This window comes from Mesorhizobium sp. M9A.F.Ca.ET.002.03.1.2 (genome assembly GCF_003952365.1).
In the GTDB taxonomy this organism is placed as follows: Bacteria; Pseudomonadota; Alphaproteobacteria; order Rhizobiales; family Rhizobiaceae; genus Mesorhizobium.
On sequence record NZ_CP034443.1, the window covers coordinates 3890972 to 3915241 of the forward strand.

Here is a 24270-nt window from a genome sequence, read left to right on the forward strand (position 1 = left end):
TTGACGCTAACCGCGCCGCAGGCTGACCAGCAGCACAAAGCCGACGCCGTTCTTCCTCAACGCCGGCGCTTCGATCGTCGAACCCGCATCGGCGCGCATCGTGGGTACGGCCAGAACCGGCGCGGCAAGAACCATCAGGATGAGCGTCGCCCGCGGCACAAGCCGAAGGGTCTTGAGGGCGCTGGCGACGATGCGGTTCATGGTGTGTTTCTTCTTTCTAGGTGTTTGTCGGTTCAGGGGCGAAAATGGTTCAGGCAATCGAACTGGCAGGAACTGGCCACGTCCCGGGCGCGGGCCGGGCGCCCGGCCTCGGCGACGAGGATGGCGAACAACATGCCGAACAGGCTCAGCAGCAGGCAGACGATGGTGAAGCGGCGGGCAAGCATTGCGTGGTGTCTCCTTCAACACGCATGAGAATGCCCTGATACAACTGAACCGGCTCTGATGCCGGCGTTCATCTGCGGTTCAAATTGATTGACGGAGTGCAGAGTGCCCGCCGGCCACCGGCGTCGCCCTGATCTGGCCGACGACCTGCAACCTTGCTGCAACGTAGACGCGCAAGAAAATTGCTGTTGGGCGCAGAAGGCGCCCGGCTCGCACACCTATCTTGTCCCAGATAGGCGGCGAAAAAAGGGGCCTTCGCGGCCCCGTTTTCATTCCAATCTGTGGCAGGAAAAACGATCAGAGCTTATGCCAGGTCTGGCTCTTGCAGATCAGCCCGCCAAGCACGCAGCCGCTCATCTTGAGCGAAGCGCCCGAGACAGAGGCCTTGCCCGAATAGGTCTTGTCAGTTTCCGGATCGGTTATGGTGCCCGTATATTTGTTGTCGCCGGACACCTTGAACGAGCCGATGCGCTTGCCGGCAAATTTGCCGGATTTGAGCGTGATGGAAAATCCACCGCCGCCGCCCGCGATAGCGGCTGTCGAGCCGGCTTGCGTTTTCCAGTTGCCTTCGATCGGGTCGGCCCAAGCCGCGCCGGCCATGATCAATGTGGCCGCAAGGGCCATGCTGAATTTGCGAACCATGTTTTTCCTCCCTGCGGGCTTCCGGTCGGATGTTCCGCCCCACCGGTCTGCCCTTTACGCAAACGTAGCTAATCCACGTCCCGGCAAAACAAAAGCGGTGCCGCTGCGGAAGACTTCAGGTTTTTGGACGTCAGGATTTTGACCGCCTGAAGCGGTCCCGTCTACCGGAAATGAAACGATCGCAACTCCGTCTCTGTCTCCCTTGGTTAGCGGAGTCTTGATCCGCGCTTCGCCAATTTTCGTCAAATTGAGCGCGAACCGGCGAAATTGCTGGCTTTGTATCCTTAACGAATTTCCGCGTTTACCTCTTGTTTTAGCTTTGTTTTCCTCAAATTAAGCACGCCATTTAACGACAGATTCAAGCCTCCGCGTCATTCTCGAAAGCATCGAAAGAGCGGCCACCCCAAGGGATATCAACGGATACCGGGGGACAGAAGGAGGCGGCTCTCGGGAGCCTGACAGGGGCTAGAACAGGGGATTGAAATGGCACGTTTTGAAATGCCTGAAGCCGGCTTCGGCGCCATGGGGGCAATTGCCCAGGCCGACATTCTTTTCGAACTGGGCATGATGTATGCGACCGGCCGCGATTGCGAGACCGATGTCGTCGCCGCCCACAAATGGTTCAACATCGCTGCGATCAAGGGCTCTGTCCGCGCCGCGGAACTGCGCTCGGAATTGTCGGCCGCCATGTCGAAGGTCGAGATCGCCAGGGCGTTGCGCGAAGCCCGCGAATGGATGACGATGCACTGAGTTCATGGGGCCTTTGAGTTCATCAGGCACCGAGATCACCGACAGGGACGCTTCAGGTCAAGGCCGCGCAAGACGGCCGGACCGGCAAGAACAAGGCCGCGCAAGACGGTCGTAACAACAATGACAAGAACGCGGCTGGCCGGATACGGCCAAGCTGTGCGACGGACAGGGAAGGCGAGCGGTTTTCGGGCGCGGGAGTGTTCGGGGCTGGTTCGACCGACAAAAGCCGCGACCGGCCGGAACAAGGCTGGCGCGGTTTTTTTGCGTTTTCAGACCATGATCCCAAAAAGTGGTTTTGGAAGAGATCATGGTCAAACAGAAACATTGCAGGCCCAATCGAGCGCCGCCGATGCGCCTAGACAGGCTTGGCGAAGGGTGAGATTCTCCCCCACTCAGGAAGAGGCGCGGCCGGGGCGGCCGCGCGAGAGTGGAGGAGTTGTATCGCCATGAAAAGATTGGGTATTTTGAGCGCGGCCATAGTTGGCCTTGTGATGAGCGCGCCGGTCGCCTTCGCCGACGACATCACCTTTTCGGTGGTCGGACCGATGACCGGTCAGCTTGCCACCATCGGCGACCAGTTCAAGCAAGGCGCGCAAGCCGCCGCCGACGCGATCAACGCGGCCGGCGGTGTCGAAGGCCGCCAGATCAAGCTCGACGTCCAGGATGATCAGTGCGATCCGAAACAGGCGGTTTCGGTCGCCAACCGCATTATTGCCAACGGCGTCAAGTTCATCGATGGCCATGCCTGTTCCGGTTCGAGCATCCCGGCCTCAGCAGTCTACGCCGAAGCCGGCGCGATGATGATGAGCCCGGCCTCGTCCAACCCGGTGTTGACCGACGCGGCGGCGAAGGCCGGCTGGCCGACGATCATGCGCCTCTATACGCGCGACGATGCGCAGGGCGCTTTCATCGGTCCATGGATCGCCAAGAAATATGCCGGCAAGAACGTCGTCATCATGCACGACAAGAGCGCCTATGGGCAGGGCGTCGCCGACGCCGTCAAGGCAACGATGAACCAGAACGGTCTCAACGAGATCCTTTACGAGGGCATCAACGCCGGTGAAAAGGACTACGCAGCACTTGTCACCAAGCTCAAGGACCTGAAGGCTGACGTCGTCTATTTCGGCGGCTACCACCCCGAAGCCGGCCTCATCCTGCGCCAGTCGGCGGAACAGAACCTGAAGTATCAGCTGATCATGCCGGACTCGATTGCCACGCCGGAATTCTGGCAGGTCGCCGGCCCGGCCGGCGAAGGCACCATGTTCGTCTTCCCGTCGGACCCGCAGGCGAAGCCGGAAGCCAAGGAAGCGATCGAAAAGATCAAGGCGGGGGGGTTCGTGCCCGAGGGCTTCACGCTGTTCTCCTATGCCGTGATCCAGACCTTTGCCGAGGGCATCAAGCGCGCCGGCACCGACGATCCGGCCAAGGTTGCCGAGGCTTTGAAGAACGGCGAGCCGATCAGCACCGTCGTCGGCTCGGTCACCTTCGACGAGAAAGGTGATCTCAAGAACGCCAGCTACGACATCAACCAGTGGCACGACGGCAAATACGCGCCGATCCAGCCGTAATAGCTGGGTCGCCAGGCGACATCAGGAGATGGCCGGGGCGGACCCGGCCATTTTCGTTTTGGCATGCGTTTGTGGTGTTTTCGACATCGCCTTGCCGATGAAGGAACGGCGTTCAGCCGCGGGCTTCCTCGGCAAAACGCACCAGCACCGTCCCGTCGGTGACCTGCGCGCCTTCGGCCGCGATCTCGGCGATCGTCCCGTCATGGGTGGCGGAAATCGTGTGTTCCATCTTCATCGCTTCCAGGATCAGCAGCGGCTGCCCCTTGATGACGGCCTCGCCTCTCGCCACGCGCACCTGCTTGACCAGACCCGGCATTGGCGCGCGCAGGCTATCTGAGCCGGCGGCGATTTCGTCGGCTCTCGCCAGCGGATCGGGCACGGCGAAATTGTAACCGACGGCGCCTTCGAACACGGTGACGTGGCCTGGCCAGCGGGCGAGGCGAGGGGCGACGCGAAGATCATGCGGATTGGCGCCGTCATAAGGTGCGTCCAGCGCCACTTGGAAGCGGCCATCCGGCCGTACCGACACAAGCGCGAGAATGTCCTCCTCGCCGTAACGCAGCCGCGTGCGCCGCGCGGTCGCGTGGAAATGCGCATAGCCGGCAAGCGACGACCATGGGTCGTCGGACGGCGCCCGAACCCCGGCGCCGGATGCCGCAAGCGCGGCTGCGGCGACGGTCTCGTTGCTCGGTGGCGGGACCGCGGTCAACGCTTGCTGATGCCTGCCGATCAGACCGGTATCGACATCGCCTGCCGAAAAATCCGCGTCAGCGGCAAGCGCAGCGAGAAAGGCGGTGTTAACGGTCGAGCCGGCGATCTCGGTCTGCGAAAGGGCTGCGCGCAGCGCCTCGAGCGCCGCCTGCCTGTCCTTGCCATGCACGACCAGCTTGGCGATCATCGGGTCGTAGAAGGGCGAGATGGCATCACCAGCCCGCACGCCGGTCTCGATCCGCATGCTGGCGCCCTCGGGCCCGCTATCCGGAAACTGCAGGTGATGCAGCGTGCCCGTCGCCGGCAAAAAACCCTTTGCCGCGTCCTCGGCATAGATGCGCGCCTCGAAGGCGTGGCCGGAGAGCGCAATTTCGCTCTGCGTCTTCGGCAGCTTTTCGCCGGAGGCCACCCGCAATTGCCATTCGACCAGGTCGATGCCGGTGACCATTTCGGTGACGGGGTGCTCGACCTGCAGGCGGGTGTTCATTTCCATAAACCAGAAGCGGTCGGCCTTCAGCCCTTGCGAGGCATCGACGATGAACTCGATCGTGCCGGCGCCGCAATAGTGGATCGCCTTGGCGGCCTTCACCGCCGCCTCCGTCATCGCCTTGCGTAATGCCGGCGTCATGCCGGGGGCGGGGGCTTCCTCGATCACCTTCTGGTGGCGGCGCTGCGCCGAGCAGTCGCGTTCGTAGAGATGCACGACATTGCCGACATTGTCGCCGAACACCTGAACCTCGATGTGGCGCGGCTTGTCGATATATTTCTCGACCAGCACGCGGTCGTCGCCAAAAGCGGCCTTCGCCTCGCGCCGCGCCCCCGACAGCGCCTCGGAAAAGTCGTCGGGATGGTCGACGCGCCGCATGCCCTTGCCACCGCCGCCGGCGCGCGCCTTGATCAGTACGGGATAGCCAATCTCGCGTGCCTTGGAGGCGAGCAGCACGATCTCCTGCGCCTCGCCGTGATAGCCCGGCACGACCGGCACGCCGGCCTTCTCCATCAGCCGCTTGGCCGCGTCCTTCAGGCCCATGGCGCGGATCGAGGCGGCCGACGGGCCGATGAAGACGAGCCCCGCCGCTGTCACCTGGTCGACGAAATCAGGGTTTTCCGACAGAAAACCGTAGCCGGGATGGATGGCTTCCGCGCCTGTTGCCAAAGCCGCGGCGACGATCTTGTCGCCGCGCAGATAGCTTTCGCCGACAGGCGAGGCGCCAATATACACCGCCTCGTCAGCCATCTCGACATGCAAGGCCCCGGCGTCGGCGTCGGAATAGACGGCGACCGTGCGCACACCCAATTTGCGTGCCGTGCGGATCACCCGGCAAGCAATCTCACCGCGATTGGCGATCAGGATCTTGGCGAACATACAGCCTCCGCAGCCAGGGTTTGCGACGGACGACGTGGTTGTTTCTTCGCGCTCCCGCTGTCCCGCCTAACTGGCAGGCGCCCGTCTATTTCGAGGCGGCTATACCGCAGCCCCCGCTTGCGGTCTTGACCTTGTACTTTTTGACGCCGGCCTGACAGGACTGCAGGGCCAGATCTTCCGCGGCCTTCTTGGAGGGCGCGTTCAGCCGCGCGCTGCAAATGACGTACAAATCGACCACGCGCGAATAGAAGGTCGTTGCATAGGCGGAATGCCCGCTGGCCGCCACATAGGCTTTGTAGGCCTTCGGGCAGTCTCCCGTCGAACCCGGCGGAAAATGGACTGCGAAACGGCTGTCGCCCTTGTTCCCCGCCAGTGATTCCGCCGCGCCGATGCCTGGGACAGCTAATATAAGCAGTCCCGCAAGTACAGACACAGTTGTTTTCTGAAAAAGTTGCAGTCTCATCTTCGCCCAATCCCCATTGGTATTTACAAGGAGCAATAGACGCAATTTTTCCGTGTGGCCAGTTCAATGATTGAAAATGAGTCTGAAAGGTGTGGATGGGCTCTCTCATCGGTGCGGACCACGCTCCGCCAGGCGCAGTAACGCCTGTTGATATAGTTCCGCCATCTGCTGGTCGAAGCAGCAGAAAACGACGGTTTCCGGAACCGCGTTCTGGCCGATAAAGGCGCTCACGGTGCCGACGGCGATCTGCGTCGCCTGGTCCTTTGGATATCGGTATACACCGGTCGAGATCGCCGGAAATGCCACTGTCCGGCAATCCTTGGCGGCGGCGAGTTCGAGCGACCGGCGATAACAGGAAGCGAGCAGCTCCGCTTCGTCTTTATCACCGCCTTGCCAGACGGGGCCGACTGTGTGGATGATGTGGCGTGCCGGCAGTCTGTAGCCCTTGGTGAGTTTTGCGTCGCCGACCTTGCAGCCATTCAGCATCCGGCATTCGAACTCAAGTTCGGGGCCGGCCGCCCGGTGAATGGCGCCATCGACACCACCGCCGCCGAGCAGCGAGGTGTTGGCGGCGTTGACGATGGCATCGACCACCAGCTTCGTGATGTCGCCGATGTGAAGGCGAATCCTCTGATCGATTTCGCTCATCTCACATCCTGAACACGCCGAATCGCGTCTCTTCGACCTCAGCATTGAGCGCGGCTGACAAGCTGAGCGCCAGCACCTCACGCGTTTTGGCCGGGTCGATGATGCCGTCGTCCCAGAGTCGCGCTGAGGAATAGAGCGGGTGGCCCTCATGCTCGTATTTCATCAGGATCGGCTTCTTGAATTTCGCCTCCTCCTCGGCGCTCCATTCTCCGCCTTTGCGCTCGATCCCCTCGCGCTTGACGACGGCCAGCACGGTGGCCGCCTGCTCGCCGCCCATCACCGAAATGCGGGCATTCGGCCACATCCACAGGAAGCGGGGCGAATAGGCGCGTCCGCACATGCCGTAATTGCCGGCGCCGAACGAGCCGCCGATGATCATGGTTACCTTCGGCACACGAGCCGTGGCGACCGCCATCACCAGCTTGGCGCCGTCCTTGGCGATGCCGCCTGCCTCGTATTTTCGTCCCACCATGAAACCGGTGATGTTCTGCAGGAAGACCAGCGGGATCTTGCGCTGGCAGCACAGCTCGATGAAATGCGCGCCCTTCAGTGCGCTTTCGGAGAACAGCACGCCGTTGTTGGCGATGATGCCGACCGGCATGCCCTGAAGATGGGCAAAGCCGGCGACCAGCGTGGTGCCGTAATTCTGCTTGAACTCGTCGAACTCGGAACCGTCGACGATGCGGGCGATCACTTCGCGCACGTCATAGGGCTGGCGCAAATCGGTCGGCACGATGCCGTAGAGCTCATCCGCCGCATGAAGCGGCGGAATCGGGTCGCGAAGTGCCAGCCCGATCTGCTTCTTTCGATTCAGGTTCTTGACGATGCGGCGCGCGATCGCCAGCGCATGCTCGTCGTCCAGCGCATAGTGGTCGGCAACGCCGGAAAGCCGCGTATGCACATCGGCGCCGCCCAGTTCCTCCGCGCTGACATCCTCGCCGGTGGCGGCCTTCACCAGCGGCGGGCCGCCAAGGAAGATGGTCGCCTGGTTGCGCACCATGATCGTCTCATCCGACATCGCCGGCACGTAAGCGCCGCCCGCCGTGCACGAACCCATGACGCAGGCGATCTGCGGAATGCCTGCAGCCGACATATTGGCCTGGTTGTAGAAGATGCGGCCGAAATGGTCGCGGTCGGGAAACACCTCGTCCTGGTTGGGCAAATTGGCGCCGCCGCTGTCGACCAGATAGACGCAAGGCAGCTTGTTCTGCAGCGCGATCTCCTGGGCGCGCAGATGCTTTTTCACCGTCAGCGGATAATAGGTGCCGCCCTTCACCGTGGCGTCGTTGACGACGACCATCACTTCGGTGCCTTCGACGCGGCCGATCCCGGCGATGATGCCGGCCGCCGAAATCTCCTCGCCATACATCGACCACGCGGCGAACTGGCCGATTTCGAGGAACGGCGAGCCGGTGTCGAGCAATTGGGCGAGGCGCTCGCGCGGCAAAAGCTTGCCGCGGCTCCGGTGGCGTTCACGCGCTTCCTCCGAGCCGCCGCGCTCGACGGTTGCCGCCTTTTCCGCAATGTCTGCGACCAGCGCCCGCATGCGCTCGGCATTGGCGCGGAAGGTGTCGGAGGCGGGCGAGATCTGCGAGGTGAGGGTGGTCATGTCCAGCTCTACACCTGCGCCAAGAGTTTGCCGTTGCGACGTTCGAAAATTTTGTCGGACAGCAGATTGAAGCCGTCCTCGAATGTAACGTCTATCATTCGTCTGGCCGCGCTTTGGGCCTGCGAATTGCCCGCATCGAAGACGAACAGTTGATCCCGGCGTGGCAGCGCAAACAAAACATCGCCGGGAAATTGAGGTCGGATCGAAAGCCAGAACTCGTCGAGAAGAATAAGGCTTGAGGACAGCATCGTGTTGCCGTCGACATAATACAGATGAACTATACCGAGTTCATCATCAGAGACAATTTTTGGCAGCCATTTCTTCACATTGTCTAGCGCGACGCCGCGCAAATCCGAAAGCGTCCGGCCTGGGAAGTCCTTTGGCGCAACAGGTGACAGTGAATTGGGAAGGTCGGCCATATATACGATTGCAAGTTCGCCAACCAATGGCTCCGACAACAAATCCATACCCGTCGATTTGAGTTGATCGACATACTGATGGGTCCGGACCACGGCGATAAGATTGTTTTCGCCGGCCTTGGCGAGATGCGCTTCTGCCAAGGCTCGAACAAACCGGTCAATGGCAGCTTCGGCGTCTTCGTCGGGATATGAGTTCAAGTAGCCGAACACGTTTGTAATGTCCGAGGCTACGTCCGTATCGCCAATTCTCGTATTGATCTTTGCGGGGTCCGATGGATCCGCTATGGCGCGCTCGACGCCCGGTTGCCGTTTTAGGGCGGCAATTACAAGCTCTCTGAATTCTGCAATGTCTGGAAAGCGCTGCTTCTGTGCCTCGGCGTGCCCGAGAAAGCCCGCAATTGAGGAAAACAAAGCCATCGCAAATATCCCCCGCCTTGTGACTGGATGCGCCGATGACGGAACCATCTATCGCCCCTGCTTGTCTCTCAATACTCGCAAAACTACAGCCTCCCATGAGATAGGTATTTGACGTGTCAAGCAATCCGCAGTCCTCGGGTACGTCTGGCACGCGCCTGCATCTTCTTGCCAGGCTTCATGTCCCCTCCGCCATGATCTCGCGCCCGATCAGCCAGCGGCGGATTTCGCTGGTGCCGGCGCCGATCTCGTAGAGCTTGGCGTCGCGCAAAAGCCGGCCGGTCGGATAGTCGTTGATATAGCCATTGCCGCCCAGCAGCTGGATGGCGTCGAGCGCCATCAGCGTCGCCTTCTCGGCGGCAAACAGCACACAGCCGGCGGCGTCCTTACGCGTCGTCTGGCCGCGGTCGCAGGCCGCGGCGACGGCGTAGACATAGGCGCGCGCGGCGCTCATCACCGTATACATGTCGGCGAGCTTGCCCTGCACCAGCTGGAACTCGCCGATCGGCTGGCCGAACTGCTTGCGCTCGTGCACATAGGGGATTGCCACGTCGAGGCATGCCGCCATCAGGCCGATCGGGCCGCCGGCGAGCACGGCGCGCTCGTAGTCGAGGCCCGACATCAGCACTTCGACGCCGCGCCCTTCCTCGTGCAGCACATTGTCGAACGGCACCTCGACGTTCTCGAATACCAGTTCGCCGGTGTTCGAGCCGCGCATGCCGAGCTTGTCGAGTTTTTGCGCGACGGAAAATCCGGCAAAAGCCTTTTCGACGATGAAGGCGGTGATGCCGCGCGAGTGGAGCTCCGGATCGGTCTTGGCATAGACGACCAGCGTCTCGGCGTCCGGGCCGTTGGTGATCCACATCTTGGTGCCGTTGAGCACATAGCGGTCATTGCGCTTTTCAGCGCGCAGTTTAAGCGACACGACGTCGGAGCCGGCCCCGGATTCCGACATCGCCAGCGCGCCGACCTTTTCGCCGGTGCAGAGCGCCGGCAGATATTTTTCCTTCTGCGCCGGGGTCGCCCAGCGATTGATCTGGTTGACGCAGAGATTGGAATGAGCGCCGTAGGAGAGGCCGACCGAGGCCGAGGCACGCGAAATCTCCTCCATCGCGACGACATGGGCGAGATAGCCCATGCCGGTGCCGCCGAAATCCGGATCGGCGGTGATGCCGAGCAGGCCGAGCGCGCCGAGCTCGGCCCACAGATGCGCCGGAAATTCGTTCGAGCGGTCGATCTCGGCGGCGATCGGCGCGATCTTTTCCTGGGCGAAGCGCTGCACAAGGTCGCGCAGCGCCTCGATGTCTTCATCAAGCCCGAAATTGAGCGTGTGCGTGTACATGCCGTTTCCTCCCGCCGCACGATCCGAACCGAAGGTTCGCGTCAGCGATATCCAACTCGCTCTTTACTGCGCTGACCCTCGGTCGGCTGAGGATCATGCGCAAAATCAAAGTGCTACAGCGTCCTTTGAGCGTCCAAAGGGGCGCGCGGCGCTGTAGCTCGTTGTCGCGCCATGGGTTGCCCCAACGAGGCGCATTGTCATTGAAAGATATGTGGCGGTTACCTCGGAGATCGATAGTCGCTCACCCGGCCGGAACCAGACGATGACGCCGGTCATCATCTGGATCAGCGCCATGGCAGTGAGGCCGGTATCGTCGACACTGAAAGCGCCGGCTTCCGAACCGTCTCGCAGGATGGCGCGCAGTTCCTTCTCATAGGCCGTGCGCTGCTTGAGGATCTGCGTCAGGCGGTCATGCGACAGGCTGCGCAGCTCCATGTTCGAGACATGGGTGGAATGGCGGCGCTCGATGTGGAAGGCAATGTGGTTTTCGACATAGGCGGCAAGCCGCGTCGCCGGATCGGCCCCAGTGGGGCGCGCCGCGTCCCACGCCTCGATCAGCCCTTCCATGTGTTCGCGCATCAGCGTGAACAGGAGGTCTTCCTTGGTTGGAAAATAGCGGTAGAGCGCGGCGGCCTGGACCCCGACCTCGGCGGCCAGCTGGCGCATCGACATCGCCTCGTAGCCGAGACGCGCGATCAGGGCGACCGCGGCCTCGCGGACCGCTGCCTCGGTCTTTTCCCCGTCGGAACCGGTTGTGCGCGCCATGCTCACCTCATCGAGAAACGTGATAATAAAACGAACGTTCAATTAATTCAAGAGCGAGATGCACTTCCGATAAATGACCCTTTCGAATGGTTGACTAAGTCAAATAATGTAGCGATGATCCTGCGGCGTAGAAATCTCTTGGGACGGAGCCTGACATGCCGGATGAGCGGAGTGCCATGGTCACCGAGATCCGCCACTTCAACAGGTTTTACACCAGTTTGATCGGGCTGCTCGACGAGACCTTGATGCAGAGCGCCTATACGCTGACCGAGGCGCGGGTGCTGTTCGAGGTGGGTCACCGGGCGGGCGCCGTCGCGGCCAACCAGAGCGGGGAGGCAGGATTTCTTGCGCGGGCGTTCCATCTCGACCTCGCACAACCGGCGTCCTCGATTGCCGGCGAACTCCGGCTGGATCCCGTCTATCTCACGCGGATCCTCAGAAAATTTGCCGCCATGGGCCTGACCGAACTGCGCGCAGACCCGTACGACCGGCGAAGACGCATCCTGTCGCTGACCGCTCGGGGAAACTCGGAGTTGGCCACGCTTCAGGCGGCGGTGGATCGCGATCTCACCCGGCTGACGGCCAGCCTGGCCGACAACGAAGCCGCCGAGCTTTCGGACACCTTGAAACGAGTCGTGCGCCTGCTCGGTGGGGGATGATGTGGAAGGGGGAAATAAGTCGCATTGCCGAAATGATGGCTTTGCGATCCTCAGTTCCCCCGCGCCGCCGCCAGCGCGCCTGGCAGTTCCTCGGCGAAGATATCCAACTCGTGGTCGAGGCCGACGCTGACCCTGATGCAGCGGTCGAGCCGTGGCGCCATCGGCTTGCGGATGAACACATCGCGCGCCAAAAGCGCCTGCAGCACCTTCAGCGCGAAGGCGCCGTCGCGGCCGCAGTCGATAGTGACGAAATTGGTTGCCGAGGGCAGCGGCTTCAGCCCGTTGGCTTCGGCTATTTCAGCGATGCGCCGGCGGCCGGCGGCGACCCGCGTCACCACGCTTTGGAGATAGTCCTGATCGGCAAGCGCCTCGACGCCGGCGACCTGCGCCATGCGGCTGACGCCGTAATGGTTGCGGATCTTCTCGAAATCGCGGATCACTTGGGCCTCAGCCACCGCATAGCCGCAGCGTATGCCGGCCAGCCCGTAGGCCTTCGAGAAGGTGCGCATGCGGATGACGTTCGGCCTGGAGACATCGATCGGCGGCAGCGCCGAGGCTGGGCCTAGCTCACCATACGCCTCATCGAGCACCAGCATGGTGGTTTCCGGCAAGGCTTCGATGAAGCGGATGAGCTCGGCCGCCTCCCACCAGCTTCCCATCGGATTGTCCGGGTTGGACAGATAGACCAGCGGCGCATTTTCCTTGGCGACCGCAGCCAATAGGCCGTCCAGGCTTTCCCGGTCGTTCTCATAAGCGACCGCGACCAGCCGGCCGCCGACGCCGGCAATATGGAAATTGAAGGTCGGATAGGCGCCCAGCGAGGTGACCACCGCGTCGCCAGGCGCCACATACATGCGCGCCACCAGGCTGAGCAGCCCGTCTATGCCTTCGCCGACCACCACGTTTTCGGCGCTGACGCCGAGATGTGCGGCAACGGCCACCTTCAGATCGTGATTGTCGGGGTCGCAATACATCCACATGTCGCGGGCGATGCCGGCCATGCGGGCGATGACGCGCGGCGAGGGACCGAAACTGCTCTCATTGGCGCCGATGCGGGCGCGGAACGCGCGGCCGCGATCACGCTCCTGCGCCTCCGGGCCGACAAACGGCACCGTCGAGGGAAGCGCACCGATGATCGGCGTGAGGGGAGGGCGCTGGCGCATGGCAAAGGCTCGTTCGAAAAGGGCCTTCTTGCTAGCGCGGCACAATTGGCCGCGCAAGCTCCCGCCTTGGCTGCAACCAGCATGCTGGATTCCTTCGGCTCTTTTTGCTAGCGAGATATCATGAACAATCGACTCCCGCCTGCCTGGTCCAAGCACCTCAAGCCCGGCCCCGCGCCGAAAGCGAAGGTGCCGATCGTGAAGCCGATCGTGAAGCAAGGAGACGCTCAATCGCGAGCGCAGGCCGACGACGCGCTGCTGAAACAGGCATATATGCTTCAGCAGGCAAAGCGGCTTGACGAGGCTCAGGACCTATGCCTTCGAGTTCTGGCGCGCACGCCGAACCATCCGCTCGCCCTGTACATCTTGGGGACCTTGGGCTTGGGCTACGACGATGAAAAGGCCTTGCGATATTTCGCGCGGGCGGTCGGCGAGGAGCCTGCAAATCCTTACTATCACCTTAGTCTGGGTGAGCTCTATCTAAAGCTCAGCGAATATACGCCGGCAATCAAGCATATGCAGCACGCCTTGGAGCTGCGGCCCGATCTTGTTGAGGCGCTCTGTGCATTGGGGCGCGCTTATATTGCGTTCGACAAACCTGACATGGCATTGCCGCTTTACGAGAAGGCGCTGAAAATCAACCGCGACCATCCCAAGGTTCGAGCGGGTCTGGCCAGCGCGCTCAGCGGCCTGGGGCGCATGGATGAAGCCGCCGTCTATCTGAAGGAAGCGATCGAACGTCGCATCGAGGTGCCGCGCGCCTACAACGACCTCGTACAGACGCGAAAGTTCACCGAAGAACCGGTGGAACTCCAATCCATCCAGCGCGAACTCGCCAGCCCGAAGCTCGATCCGGCAGGCGCGCAGCAGCTCCATCACGCCGCCGGCAAGGTGCTGAACGACCTCAAGCGCTATGATGAGGCATTCGACCATTTCAACAGGGCGAAACAGGCCTCCGGCTACAAGTTCGATATCGACTTGTATCGTCGCTGGATCGACTCGATGATTGAAACCTTCACGCCGGACTTTCTAGCTGCTAGGGCCGGTCATGGAAATCCTTCCGAAGTACCTGTGTTCGTGGTTGGCATGCCCCGCTCAGGGACGACCCTGACCGAGCAGATCTGCGCCAGTCATCCGGACGTTCACGGGGCGGGCGAGCTCAGTAAACTGATGCGAGTCGCCAATGCGATTGGCTTGACGAACCGCTCGCTGGGAGACGTGGCCCAATCGATCAAGTCGATCACAGCAGACCTGTCGAGAACGCTGGCCGAAGAGCACCTGTCATACCTGCGTGAAAGAGCGCCCTCCGCACTCCGCATCGTCGACAAGACACCGCACAATTTCGAGCTGATCGGCCTTATCGGCCTTCTCTTTCCCAACGCGCGCATCATTCATTGCCGTCGCGACGCCATCGACAATTGCGTCTCTTGCTTTGTCCAGAACTTCAGCGAGGGACACAGCTACAACACCGACCTGAAAACACTAGGCCTGTACTATCGCGAATATGACCGCCTGATGCGGCATTGGAACGAGGTTTTTCCGGGCCTTATCTTCGAAAACCGCTACGAAACGCTGGTTGATGACCAGGAAGCGCAGTCACGCCGCCTCATAGAGTATCTTGGGCTGCCTTGGGATGACGCCTGCCTGCGCTTTTTCGACAGGGATGGTTCGGTCAACACGCCCAGTCGCTGGCAGGTCCGTCAACCGATCTACAAATCGTCCGTCAAGCGCTGGAAGAATTATGAAAACGAAATTCAGCCGCTGATACAATCGTTGGGCGACCTGGCAGAGATTTGACTCGAGTCGACAGTCCTCTCTTCGTCATCCCAGGGTCTGCGCTCCGCTTCGTGTCGCTCCGCCCTGGGATTGTTTGAGAAGGATCGGGTAGTCTGGCGGCCGGGACTGCAGGCCCAACACAGCCTGCAGTTCCGGCGGCAGGCGACCGTCCCTAGGATCGGGCAGCACCCGACGTCATCAAGGTCCCTGCCGTCTTTTCCGCCATCGCTTGGAGAGTTGATTGGCCGCTGGCTCGCGCCACGCCCGCAAACAATCCGAAGCCTTACAAGGATACCATCAGCATGGCCTTCTTGCACCAACAACCGCAGCTGTGCCTCGGCCTCGATATCGCCAAGGACACTATCACCGCCTCCGACGGCATCACCACCTGCACCATCGCCAATCAGCGGCGCGCTATCCGCACCCTCCTGAAGAGCCATAAACAAGTAGACCTTGTGGTTTGCGAACCGACAGGAGGCCATGAACGCCTGCTGCTCGAAGAGTGCCTGCGCACGGGCATCGCCTGCCACCGTGCCGATACGCTCAAGGTCAAGAGCTTCATCCGTTCCTACGGCACGCACGGCAAGAGCGACGCCATCGATGCCACGATGCTGAGAGCCTACGGCCGCGAACGTTGGGAAAAACTGTCCCTTTGGCAGGCGCCGGACCCCGACGAGGTGCGCTTGCGCGCCTTGGTCAGACGGCGCCAGGAGCTCATCGCCATCAGGGGCGCCGAGAAGAACCGCGCCAAGGCCCCTTCCGGCCGCGATCTCGCCGCCTCCTTCGAGGCCGTCGAACATCAGATCCAGGCCATCGAGGCAGCCATGCGCGAACTGATCGCCAACAGCAGCACCCTCAGACAGCGGGCAGCCATCTGCACCGCCATGGACAGCCTTGGCACGATCGTAGCCGCCAAGCTGCTGGCCATCTTGCCCGAACTCGGCTCCATGACACGCCGAAAGGCGGCGGCCCTTGCCGGCGTCGCGCCGCATCCCAACGACAGCGGCCTCAAAAGAGGCTATCGCAAAATCCGCGGCGGACGACCCGACGTCAGAAGCACACTGTTCATGCCGGCCCTGCGCGCCGCCGCCGGGCACGGCGAGTTCGCCGTCTTCTACAAACACCTCGTCGCCAACGGCAAAAAGCCCATGGTCGCTATCGCCGCCGTCATGCGAAAGATCGTCATCACCCTAAACGCAAGGCTCCGAGACGCTACCATTCCTCAGAGTTGATGACGAAGAAGGGCGTGGTGGCCTGTGACCAATGGCCAGATTGGAGATTGCGGCTGCAGGCTGGCAGAGAATGACCATGGTCGGTATCGGCGGCGCCCGATGCATCGCTCAACCTTGATAAATCGTGTCGCCTTTTATACGAAAAAACCCGGCGGTTGCCCGCCGGGTTTTAGTTCCGTCAGAAGCTGCTGATTAGAACGAGCGCTGGAAGCGGAGCAGACCGCCGATGCTGTCTTCGTCGTCCGCGCCGGTCCAGTTGGAGAAGTCGGCTTCGCCGAACTTGCCTGCATGGAGGTAGTCGACTTCGGCCGTGATCGTCAGGCCTGGAACGATATCGTAAGCGACGTTCGCCGCAAGGCCAAAGTTCTCGCCTTCGTCATACGATGCCTGAACGTTGAACGAGGTCTTCTCGTTGAAGGTGTAGGTGCCACCACCCCAGACTGCCCAGTTGCCGTCCCACAGCTTGTACATGCCACGACCGCCTGCGGGGAATGCCCAGGTGTCGTCCGTGTAGTTGTCGTCCGTGCCGTAGCCGGCCATGATGAACAGCGACAGGTTCTCCATCGGGGTGACGTCAAGGCGAACCTTGCCGGCCACTTCTTCGTAGTTGCTGTCATAGGCGATGACGCCGGTGATGGCGCCCCAGCCCTGCGTCCACTTCACGCCGCCGACGACATGCGGAACATAGCTGTCGATCGTGAAGTCGCCATAACCTTGTTCGAGCGAGACGACGGCGGAGAAGCCGTTGCCGGCGTCGAAGTAGTACTGGACGACGTTGGTGTCGAAGCCACCGTAGGGGACCAGCGTATCCTGGATGACGTTGCCGGCGTAGCCGATGAACGTATCGAAGGCCGATTCGTCCTTACCGACGCGCAGACCACCGAGCTGGATCCAGGCAAAGTTCAGCGAAACGGTGCGGTTGTCGGCGTCGTTACCGAAAAGGATATCGTCGGCAGGATCATCCGGAGTACCATTGTCGTCAAAGTCGGCGCGGCCCTGGCTGTTGCCGAAGTTGAAGCGGGTCTCGGTGTAGGTCTTCAAGGTGCCGAGCTCGGTTTCCTGGCCGGTCCAGGTCTTCAGCGTGAAGCGAGCACGCTTCCAGTAGGTGTCGTTCTCGTCGCCGTCCTCGCGGTCCCAGTTCGTTGCACCATCGAACGAGCCGACGTCGCCGACGCCGATGTCGTAGCGGAGATAGCCGCCGATGCGCAGGCAGGTCTCGGTGCCTGGGATGTAGAAGTAGCCAGCGCCGTAGACGTCGCAGATCCGGACGTATTCAGCGGGCTCCGGCTCGGCAACGACGACGGCGTCGGCGGCGCGCGCACCGGAAACTGCGACCAGTGCCGCAGCTGAGCCGAGAAGAAGGCTCTTGATGTTCATTTTCTGACCTCCAGTCAAAAGTTAAAAAACGGTCTGGGTTTCTTTAGCTGAAGACAGCGTTCCCTGCCCATCCCACTAACCGAAAAAGATGCGCACCGCGCCGCTCCTTCGAATCCGACTTACCATGAGCCGGCGGCGTTCAACCGCCATCGTACCGGCAAAGGCCTGTGGGGCTACCCAGTGTTGGCACAATGACACGATTGGCTCATCGAAGCCCACATCGGGCTGTTGGAAACCCGGGCGAGCCTTGCAATCCGGCGATTCCGGCGATTGCTGCCGGAATTGCGACCATGCCCCGCTCGTCAGCCAGGGATCGCCGCAGTTCCGCGTATGGCGAAGGCGGCGCTTCGGCGGAAGCCGGCACGTATGGCGCGGGTTGGGATTCGCCCGAGGCTTTTTATCACCCCTAGCAGGGGAGCGCCTTCGACACGGCCACCTCTCCGTAGGCGGTGGATAAAGAAAAGCGCGGCCACAATCACAGCCGGCGCCATTATCGTTGAAAACCGGCTTCCGCCGAAGCGCCGCCTTCGCCATACGGCGGAACTGCGGCGATCCCTTGGCTGACGAGCGGGGCATGGTCGCAATTCCGGCAGGCAATCGCCGGAATCGGCCGGATTGCAAGGGCTCGCCCAAGGTTTCCAACAGCCCGATGGTTAATGGGAGCTTTCCGAGTGAGGCCAAATCGTGTCATTGTGCAACAACACTTGGGGATAGCGCCCGCACAGGCCTTTTGCCGGTACGATGGCGGTTGAACGCCGCCGGCTCATGGGTAATGTCGGATTCGAAGGAGCGGCGCGGTGCGCATCTTTTTCGGTTAGTGGGATGGGCAGGGAACGCTGTCTTCAGCTAAAGAATACCCAGACCCGTTTTTAACTTTTGACTGGAGGTCAGAAAATGAACATCAAGAGCCTTCTTCTCGGCTCAGCTGCGGCACTGGTCGCAGTTTCCGGTGCGCGCGCCGCCGACGCCGTCGTCGTTGCCGAGCCGGAGCCCGCTGAATACGTCCGCATCTGCGACGTCTACGGCGCTGGCTACTTCTACATTCCCGGCACCGAAACCTGCCTGCGCATCGGCGGCTATGTCCGCTACGACATCGGCGTCGGCGACGTCGGCGCGTTCACCGGTGCGGAGAACGGCGACGCCGAAGACGGCGACTTGCAGAATACCTACCGCAAGCGTGCTCGCTTCACGCTGAAGACCTGGACCGGCCAGGAAACCGAGCTCGGCACCTTGAAGACCTACACCGAGACCCGGTTCAACTTCAACAACGCCAATGACTACCTTTTCTACAACGATGCCGACAACAGCGGCGCCTCGCTGAACTTCGCCTGGATCCAGCTCGGTGGCCTGCGCGTCGGTAAGGACGAATCGGCCTTCGATACGTTCATCGGCTACGCCGGCAACGTCATCCAGGATACGCTGGTCCCCTACGGTGGCTTCGACACCAACGTCGTCCAGTACTACTTCGACGCCGGCAATGGCTTCTCGGCGGTGGTCTCGCTCGAAGAAGGCTATGGCGATCTCTTCACGATCGACAGCTATGTTCCGCATGTCGTCGGCGGCTTGAAGTGGACGCAGGGCTGGGGCGCCATCACCGGCGTCATTGCTTACGACAGCAACTACGAAGAAGTGTCCGGCAAGGTTCGCCTGGACATCACCCCGATGGAGAACCTGTCGCTGTTCATCATGGCCGGCTATGGCACGGACGACAACTTGACGGACGTCACCTGGGCAAAGTCTGCTGGCGGCCGCGGCATGTACAAGCTGTGGAGCGGCAACTGGGCGGTCTGGGGCGGTGGCACCTACACCATCAACGAGAAGACCTCGTTCAACGTCCAGGCGTCGTATGACGAAGGCGAAAACCTCGGCATCGCTGCCAACATTGCTTACGACGTCGTCCCAGGTCTGACGATCACGGCCGAAGTCGACTACGTGCACGCAGGCGAGTTCGGCGAGCCCGGCTTCGACAACTGGACCAATGCCGACGACGAGGACAGCTTCGGCGGCATGCTCCGCTTCCAGCGCTCGTTCTAAGGGCTGGTTGCATACAAGTGAAATCCAGCCCGGGCGCACCAACGCCCGGGCTGTTTTTGTTTCGTGACTGGAACAGGGTCAAACAGAAGGAACAGGGGGTAACGGTAGCTGAATAAGGTCCGTGGGACGATTTCGTGGGATCCGCTGATGGCGGATGAAATCACAACTGCGTGATCAAAACTCTTGAAAGGGCACTTCCAAGCGGATAGGTCTTGATCCATCCACTGGGGGGTGCGGCGAATGATGACGACCGAAGCGATTCAAGAGGATGAACCCTCTGATCATTTTTCGATATTTTCTTCTCAGACCGCAAAGATAAAATACAGTTACAACAAGATACGGGAAGTAAAGTCGTACAGGGTCGGAGAGCTGTTTTCAGCATACCGGGACATACTTTGGGATGATGGGCGGCACAAATACAATGTCAGCTCCTTCATCGGCGAGATAGACGAGATTCTCCTTGGGGAGCGTTTCAGCGCTTTCGACCAGAGCACCCTGGACAACCTTATCGGCACCTTGCGCCAGCGCGGCAACAGCAACGCAACCATCAACCGGAAGATGGCTGCCCTCAGCAAACTGCTGCGTAAGGCTCACAAGATGGGGGATATCCACAGCCTGCCCGAGTTCCGTCGCCAGAAGGAGCGGGCGGGACGGATTCGCTTCCTCGAAAGGGAAGAGGAAGCTCAGCTGTTCGCCGCTATAAAGAAGCGCAGCGAAGACGCTTACCGGCTTTCGGTCTTTCTTGTCGACACCGGTTGCCGCCTCGGCGAGGCGCTGGGCTTGATCTGGAACGATATCCAGGAGCATCGCGTCAGTTTCTGGATCACCAAATCCGGCCGCAGCCGCACCATTCCGATGACCGAGCGGGTAAAAGAGGTGATCAAGCTGCCGGTTACCGAGGGCCGTCGGCCCAAGGGGCCATTCACCAAGCTCAGCCAGGCGCAGTTTCGCGCCATCTGGAACGACGCGAAAGCCGAAATCGGTCTTGGAGCTGACGACCAGGTGGTGCCGCATATCTTGCGTCACACCTGCGCCTCGCGCCTCGTCCAAGGCGGCATCGACATCAGGCGCGTGCAGATGTGGCTCGGCCACCAGACGCTTTCCATGACAATGCGTTACGCGCATCTTGCCACGAACGATCTCGACGGCTGCGTCACCGTGCTGGAAACGCCTCGCGGCGGGGCGGCGGCTGGGAGTGCCGAAAGCTCAGTGTTTTCGTCCCCATTGACGGCGCCTTCCGCATCGCCGAGCGACCATAAGGCGGAGCCGGTGGTCGCAAAGGCACCGAGGAAGGGCTCGAAAGCCAAGTAATCCCAGGCCATTTCTATACTGTTGTAATCACCCCAGGGCCCAGTCAAGTCTTTGGGTTTACTTTATCTGAACTTGAGCTCAGCCTGATCCAAGAAAGCGGCGATGGCGCCGGGCAGGCCGCCGGTCTCCAGGAAGGGCGCGTGGCCCTGGCCCTCGACCATGATCGTCTCGATACAAGGGTGGCGCTTTCGCATCTGTTCAAGCGTTTCGGCGGACAGCAGCTTCGAGTTGGCGCCGCGTATGGCAAGCAGCGGCATCGCTGCCAGCGCCTCGAACTGCGGCCACAGATCAGGCAGCTTCTGGCTGAGATCGAGGCCTGCCAGCGTGTCGACCAGCTTCGGGTCGAAATCCGGCATCAGTCCTTCGGCCGTCTCTCGGTAGAGTGCCGATACCATCCGCTCCCAATCCGCCTCGGCCAGGCCAGGGAAGTCGCTGCCATGCGCGCCGCGCTGGGCGCCGACCGCCTCGGTACGGGTTTTCGGCTTCGGCGCGCGGTCGAGATAGGAGCGGATATGGGCGAGGCCGCCGGCCTCGACCACCGGGCCGATGTCGTTGAGAACGATGGCCTTCAGGGCGACCGGCCGCATCGCGCCGAGCACATGGATGATCAGCCCGCCGCGTGACGTGCCGATGAACGCCGCGTCCTCGATCCCCAGCGCTGCCAGCCCGGCGAGGATATCGCCAGCTTCGACGCCGACAGTGTAGTGGCTGATATCGGGGTCGTAAGCGGACTGCCCGCGCCCGCGATAGTCGAAGGCGACGACCTTGCGTTCCGCTCGAGTGGACAGATGGACCGCCAGCTCGTGGAAATCGCGGCAATTGCGGGTCAGGCCGGGCAGGCAGACGACGGGCCAGTGGCCAGAGTTCGCTTCGCCATAGACGCGTGCGTGCAACTGCAGCCCGTCCGGCGAGGCGTAGAAGAAGTCGGAAAAACCTTCGGTGCTCGGCATCTGGACGTGGTTCCTCGCTGCTGCCGGATTGTCTCCGACTGCTACAGGCGAGGGAAGGCAGGGTCAAATCGAGCGCCGACGTTGGCGATTGGCGAAAGCCGCAGTGACGGCCAATCTCCCCCCTCGAGGCAGGGCAATCGCATATGGCAACGCAAGCCCCCCTCTCCGTCTCGGCTTCGCCGAGCCACCTCTCCCCCACTCTGTGGGGGCGAGGAAGGGCTATCCGCCGAGGTCGCGGCTTTTGAAAGCTTGGGTTCCTCGCCCCCATGAAATGGGGAGAGGTGGCTCGGCGAAGCCGAGACGGAGAGGGGGAACGCCATATGCGATTGCCCTGCCTCGAGGGGGAGATATCCGGCAGGACAGAGGGGGCGCGAAGGATCGCCAGCGTTGGTTCGGCTTGGACCTGCCAAACCTATCTGAACGCACCGTTTCGATTTATTGAATGTCGGCAGGACAGAGGGGGTGCGAAGGATCGCCAGCGTTTGGTTCGACTTGGACCCTGCCAAACCTATCTGAACGCACCGTTTCGATTGATTGATATGTCGGCAGGACAGAGAGGGGGTGCTTTGCGCCGCACTCTGCCTTCGACAGAACGCCGTCGCCCCCTCAACCCCGCCCGTTCACCAGATCTCCCACAATGTCGTACTTGCCGGAAATGCGCATCTTGTAGACTTCGTAATTCTCCATCACGCGCTGAACGTAACTTCTTGTTTCCGTGTAGGGAATCCGCTCGATCCAGTCGACGACGGCGTCGATGTCCTTGCCGCGCGGGTCGCCATATCTAGCCACCCACTGGGCGGCGCGGTTGGGGCCGGCATTGTAGCCGGCGAAGGTCAGCACATAGGAGCCGTTGAAGCGGCCGAGCTGCTCGCCGAGGAAGGCGGCGCCCAGCGTCGCATTGTAGCCGGCGTCGGTGGTCAGCCGCGCCTGCGAGAAAGCCATTCCGGCCTTCTTCGCCAATTGCCTGGCGGTCCCCGGCATCAGCTGCAGCAGCCCGCGCGCACCGGCGCCGGAGACGGCGCCGATGTTGAACTCGCTTTCCTGGCGCGCGATCGCATAGGCCAGCGCCTTGCCCGAGCCGGAAATGTCGGCGGTGTCGGGAATGACGCCGAGCGGATGCGACAGCGCGCCGACATCGATGCCGCGCGCGCCGGCGATCTTGCCGACCTTCAGCGCCAGGAAATGATTGCCCTGCTTTTCCGCCATCATGGCGAGCAGCGCCAGCTCTCCCGGACTGGTCAACTGTCCGGCGAGGTCGCGGTAAAGCGTGTCGGCATAGCGCTCATAGCCCGCCTCCTGCAGCCGCTTGATGGCACTGACCGCTTCGCGATTGGCGAAATTCCGTCGGTCAGTGGCACTCGGCTCCGGATAGGAGATGTTGAGGGCCCGCCGGCCGACGCGCTCGCCGGCGAGCTGGCCGTAGAAGGTCGTGCCGTAACCGGCGGCGCGGGTGAAATGATCCTTCGCACTGCCGGGACCGCCGGCTTCTGCCGCGCGGCCGAGCCAGTAATAGGCGCGCGACAGCGACATCGGCCCCTGGGCGAGATCGGCGATCCGCGCGAAATGCTTGGCGGCGGTGTCGGGGTCGTTGAGGCCGCGCAGCGCGTACCAGCCGGCATGGAACTCCGCATCCGCCGCGTTGGCGGCACTTTCGGCGGCATGTGCCGCGACGATTTTATAGGCGGTTTTCATGTCGCCCTGATCGACCAGTTCGCGTGACAGCACCCGGCGCTCGGCCCACCAGGCATCCGGGTCGACCAGCGCGTTGCGGTCGCTCGGCGCCCTCATCATCATTGCGGCGGCGTCGGAAAATTTCTCCTGCTTGCGCAGATATTCGGCTTGCGCGAAGACATAACCGGCCGAACGCTGCACTGCCGGCACCGCCTTCAGCAGTTTGGCTGCGTTCTTGTCGCCTTTGGATACCGCTGCCCAGGCGTCGGCCAATTGCTGGGCGCCGGCGAGGCCGGCGACGCGCAGCGCGGAATTGACCCGGTCGGCATAGAACATGCGCTCCATGCGCAAACGGTGGTCGGCTGCCGGGATCAGCTTGCCGAATTCCTGGATGATATCAGCTTCGTCCTTGGCTTCCAGTTTTTCGGTGCGCCAGAAAGGCGACAGCACCGAGCGCGCCGCCTTGACGTTTCCCTGCGACACATAGGAGCGGGCAAGGATCGCCACGCCCTCGACTGTCAACGGCTGGCTGCCGCCGAATGCCTGCACCACGATCTCAGGCGCGGGGTTCTCGCGGTAGAGTGCGCGCTCGCTGTTCTTGCGCAAGGCGATCATGCCCGGCCAGTTGGGCAGCATCTTGGCGGCATCGGCGATGTCGCCGCTCGGCACCTTGTCGCCGCCATGGATTGCGATCGCCCAGGCAAGGATGTGCTGGTCGAGCGAATTGACCGGCAGGGCCTCGCGCACTTGACGCGCTCCGGCAATGTCGTTTGCCGCCAGCGCATCGAGGCCGCTCTTCAGCCTGGCGACGCTGGCGGATGGAGAGCCATCTGGATCCGGCCGGCCACTGTCTTTTAGGCCATTATTCTGCAGGTTTGGCACCGGGATGGCCGCCGTGAATTGCGCGTCGACAGTGCCGGCGGCCACAATGATCGGCGTCAGCAGGAGGGTTGCGCCAAGCAGCGCGAAAAAATGAGGCTGCCTGGTCGGCATCGTCTTCATCATTTCCTGTCTTGCAC

The 24270-nt window shown here is 61.8% G+C and carries 21 protein-coding genes; 7 read left to right on the forward strand and 14 right to left on the reverse strand.

Annotated features, from left to right (window positions below):
* Nucleotides 1-6: 6 nt before the first annotated feature.
* From EJ066_RS18620 to EJ066_RS18625, 3 genes are all read right to left on the reverse strand, one after another.
* Nucleotides 7-201: a hypothetical protein gene (locus EJ066_RS18620; protein ID WP_126040437.1), complete on the reverse strand. Its 195-nt coding sequence runs from the start codon at nt 199-201 to the stop codon at nt 7-9.
* 32 nt (nt 202-233) lie between these two features.
* Nucleotides 234-386, reverse strand: a complete 153-nt coding sequence (locus EJ066_RS31455; RefSeq protein ID WP_189644305.1) for a hypothetical protein — start codon at nt 384-386, stop codon at nt 234-236.
* Nucleotides 387-681: 295 nt separating this feature from the next.
* Nucleotides 682-1026, reverse strand: a complete 345-nt coding sequence (locus tag EJ066_RS18625) for a DUF2147 domain-containing protein (RefSeq protein ID WP_126040439.1) — start codon at nt 1024-1026, stop codon at nt 682-684.
* Nucleotides 1027-1509: 483 nt separating this feature from the next.
* Between EJ066_RS18625 and EJ066_RS18630 the strand changes: the two genes are divergently transcribed.
* Nucleotides 1510-1776, forward strand: coding sequence for a sel1 repeat family protein (locus EJ066_RS18630; RefSeq protein WP_126040441.1), 267 nt, complete (start codon nt 1510-1512; stop codon nt 1774-1776).
* 446 nt (nt 1777-2222) lie between these two features.
* Nucleotides 2223-3344, forward strand: a complete 1122-nt coding sequence (locus tag EJ066_RS18635; protein WP_126040443.1) for a branched-chain amino acid ABC transporter substrate-binding protein — start codon at nt 2223-2225, stop codon at nt 3342-3344.
* Between the two features lie 112 nt (nt 3345-3456).
* Here the strand turns inward: EJ066_RS18635 and EJ066_RS18640 are convergent, their stop codons facing one another.
* The 7 genes from EJ066_RS18640 to EJ066_RS18670 all read right to left on the reverse strand — a co-directional run bounded on the left by EJ066_RS18640 (nt 3457) and on the right by EJ066_RS18670 (nt 11081).
* Complete coding sequence (locus EJ066_RS18640) at nt 3457-5421, reverse strand: acetyl/propionyl/methylcrotonyl-CoA carboxylase subunit alpha (RefSeq protein ID WP_126040445.1); 1965 nt, start codon at nt 5419-5421, stop codon at nt 3457-3459.
* An 85-nt stretch (nt 5422-5506) separates the two neighbouring features.
* Nucleotides 5507-5884, reverse strand: coding sequence for a hypothetical protein (locus EJ066_RS18645; protein WP_126040447.1), 378 nt, complete (start codon nt 5882-5884; stop codon nt 5507-5509).
* A gap of 105 nt (nt 5885-5989) precedes the next feature.
* Nucleotides 5990-6532: an O-acetyl-ADP-ribose deacetylase gene (locus EJ066_RS18650; protein WP_126040449.1), complete on the reverse strand. Its 543-nt coding sequence runs from the start codon at nt 6530-6532 to the stop codon at nt 5990-5992.
* A gap of 1 nt (nt 6533) precedes the next feature.
* Nucleotides 6534-8141 carry a carboxyl transferase domain-containing protein gene (locus EJ066_RS18655; RefSeq protein ID WP_126040451.1) on the reverse strand — a complete coding sequence of 536 codons (1608 nt, stop codon included), beginning with the start codon at nt 8139-8141 and terminating at the stop codon, nt 6534-6536.
* 8 nt (nt 8142-8149) lie between these two features.
* Complete coding sequence (locus EJ066_RS18660) at nt 8150-8977, reverse strand: DUF1444 family protein (protein WP_189644306.1); 828 nt, start codon at nt 8975-8977, stop codon at nt 8150-8152.
* Nucleotides 8978-9152: 175 nt separating this feature from the next.
* Complete coding sequence (locus tag EJ066_RS18665; protein WP_126040455.1) at nt 9153-10316, reverse strand: isovaleryl-CoA dehydrogenase; 1164 nt, start codon at nt 10314-10316, stop codon at nt 9153-9155.
* A gap of 105 nt (nt 10317-10421) precedes the next feature.
* Nucleotides 10422-11081 carry a TetR/AcrR family transcriptional regulator gene (locus tag EJ066_RS18670; protein WP_126040457.1) on the reverse strand — a complete coding sequence of 220 codons (660 nt, stop codon included), beginning with the start codon at nt 11079-11081 and terminating at the stop codon, nt 10422-10424.
* A 176-nt stretch (nt 11082-11257) separates the two neighbouring features.
* Here EJ066_RS18670 and EJ066_RS18675 point away from each other — a divergent pair, with 176 nt between their 5' ends.
* Nucleotides 11258-11740, forward strand: a complete 483-nt coding sequence (locus tag EJ066_RS18675; RefSeq protein WP_245454939.1) for a MarR family winged helix-turn-helix transcriptional regulator — start codon at nt 11258-11260, stop codon at nt 11738-11740.
* A gap of 50 nt (nt 11741-11790) precedes the next feature.
* On the opposite strand, the gene EJ066_RS18680 is transcribed toward EJ066_RS18675, so the two are convergent.
* The gene (locus EJ066_RS18680) at nt 11791-12903 is read right to left on the reverse strand and encodes a pyridoxal phosphate-dependent aminotransferase (RefSeq protein ID WP_126040461.1); all 1113 of its coding nucleotides are present in this window, start codon (nt 12901-12903) and stop codon (nt 11791-11793) included.
* Nucleotides 12904-13023: 120 nt separating this feature from the next.
* On the opposite strand from EJ066_RS18680, the gene EJ066_RS18685 reads away from it, so the two are divergent.
* On the forward strand, nt 13024-14697 hold the full coding sequence (locus EJ066_RS18685) for a tetratricopeptide repeat-containing sulfotransferase family protein (RefSeq protein WP_126040464.1): 1674 nt from the start codon (nt 13024-13026) through the stop codon (nt 14695-14697).
* 281 nt (nt 14698-14978) lie between these two features.
* On the forward strand, nt 14979-15908 hold the full coding sequence (locus tag EJ066_RS18690) for a transposase (protein ID WP_126040466.1): 930 nt from the start codon (nt 14979-14981) through the stop codon (nt 15906-15908).
* A gap of 192 nt (nt 15909-16100) precedes the next feature.
* Here the strand turns inward: EJ066_RS18690 and EJ066_RS18695 are convergent, their stop codons facing one another.
* A complete protein-coding gene (locus EJ066_RS18695; protein WP_126040467.1) occupies nt 16101-17285 on the reverse strand; it encodes a porin in 1185 nt (394 codons plus the stop codon).
* 894 nt (nt 17286-18179) lie between these two features.
* Between EJ066_RS18695 and EJ066_RS18700 the strand changes: the two genes are divergently transcribed.
* Nucleotides 18180-19319, forward strand: coding sequence for a porin (locus EJ066_RS18700; protein WP_126040469.1), 1140 nt, complete (start codon nt 18180-18182; stop codon nt 19317-19319).
* A 240-nt stretch (nt 19320-19559) separates the two neighbouring features.
* Nucleotides 19560-20630 (forward strand): site-specific integrase, encoded by a 1071-nt coding sequence (locus EJ066_RS18705; RefSeq protein WP_126040471.1) that lies wholly within the window; start codon nt 19560-19562, stop codon nt 20628-20630.
* Between the two features lie 62 nt (nt 20631-20692).
* Here EJ066_RS18705 and EJ066_RS18710 read toward each other — a convergent pair whose 3' ends face one another.
* Nucleotides 20693-21580: an alpha/beta hydrolase gene (locus EJ066_RS18710; RefSeq protein WP_126040473.1), complete on the reverse strand. Its 888-nt coding sequence runs from the start codon at nt 21578-21580 to the stop codon at nt 20693-20695.
* 606 nt (nt 21581-22186) lie between these two features.
* Nucleotides 22187-24244, reverse strand: a complete 2058-nt coding sequence (locus EJ066_RS18715; RefSeq protein WP_126043958.1) for a lytic transglycosylase domain-containing protein — start codon at nt 24242-24244, stop codon at nt 22187-22189.
* Nucleotides 24245-24270 lie beyond the last annotated feature (26 nt).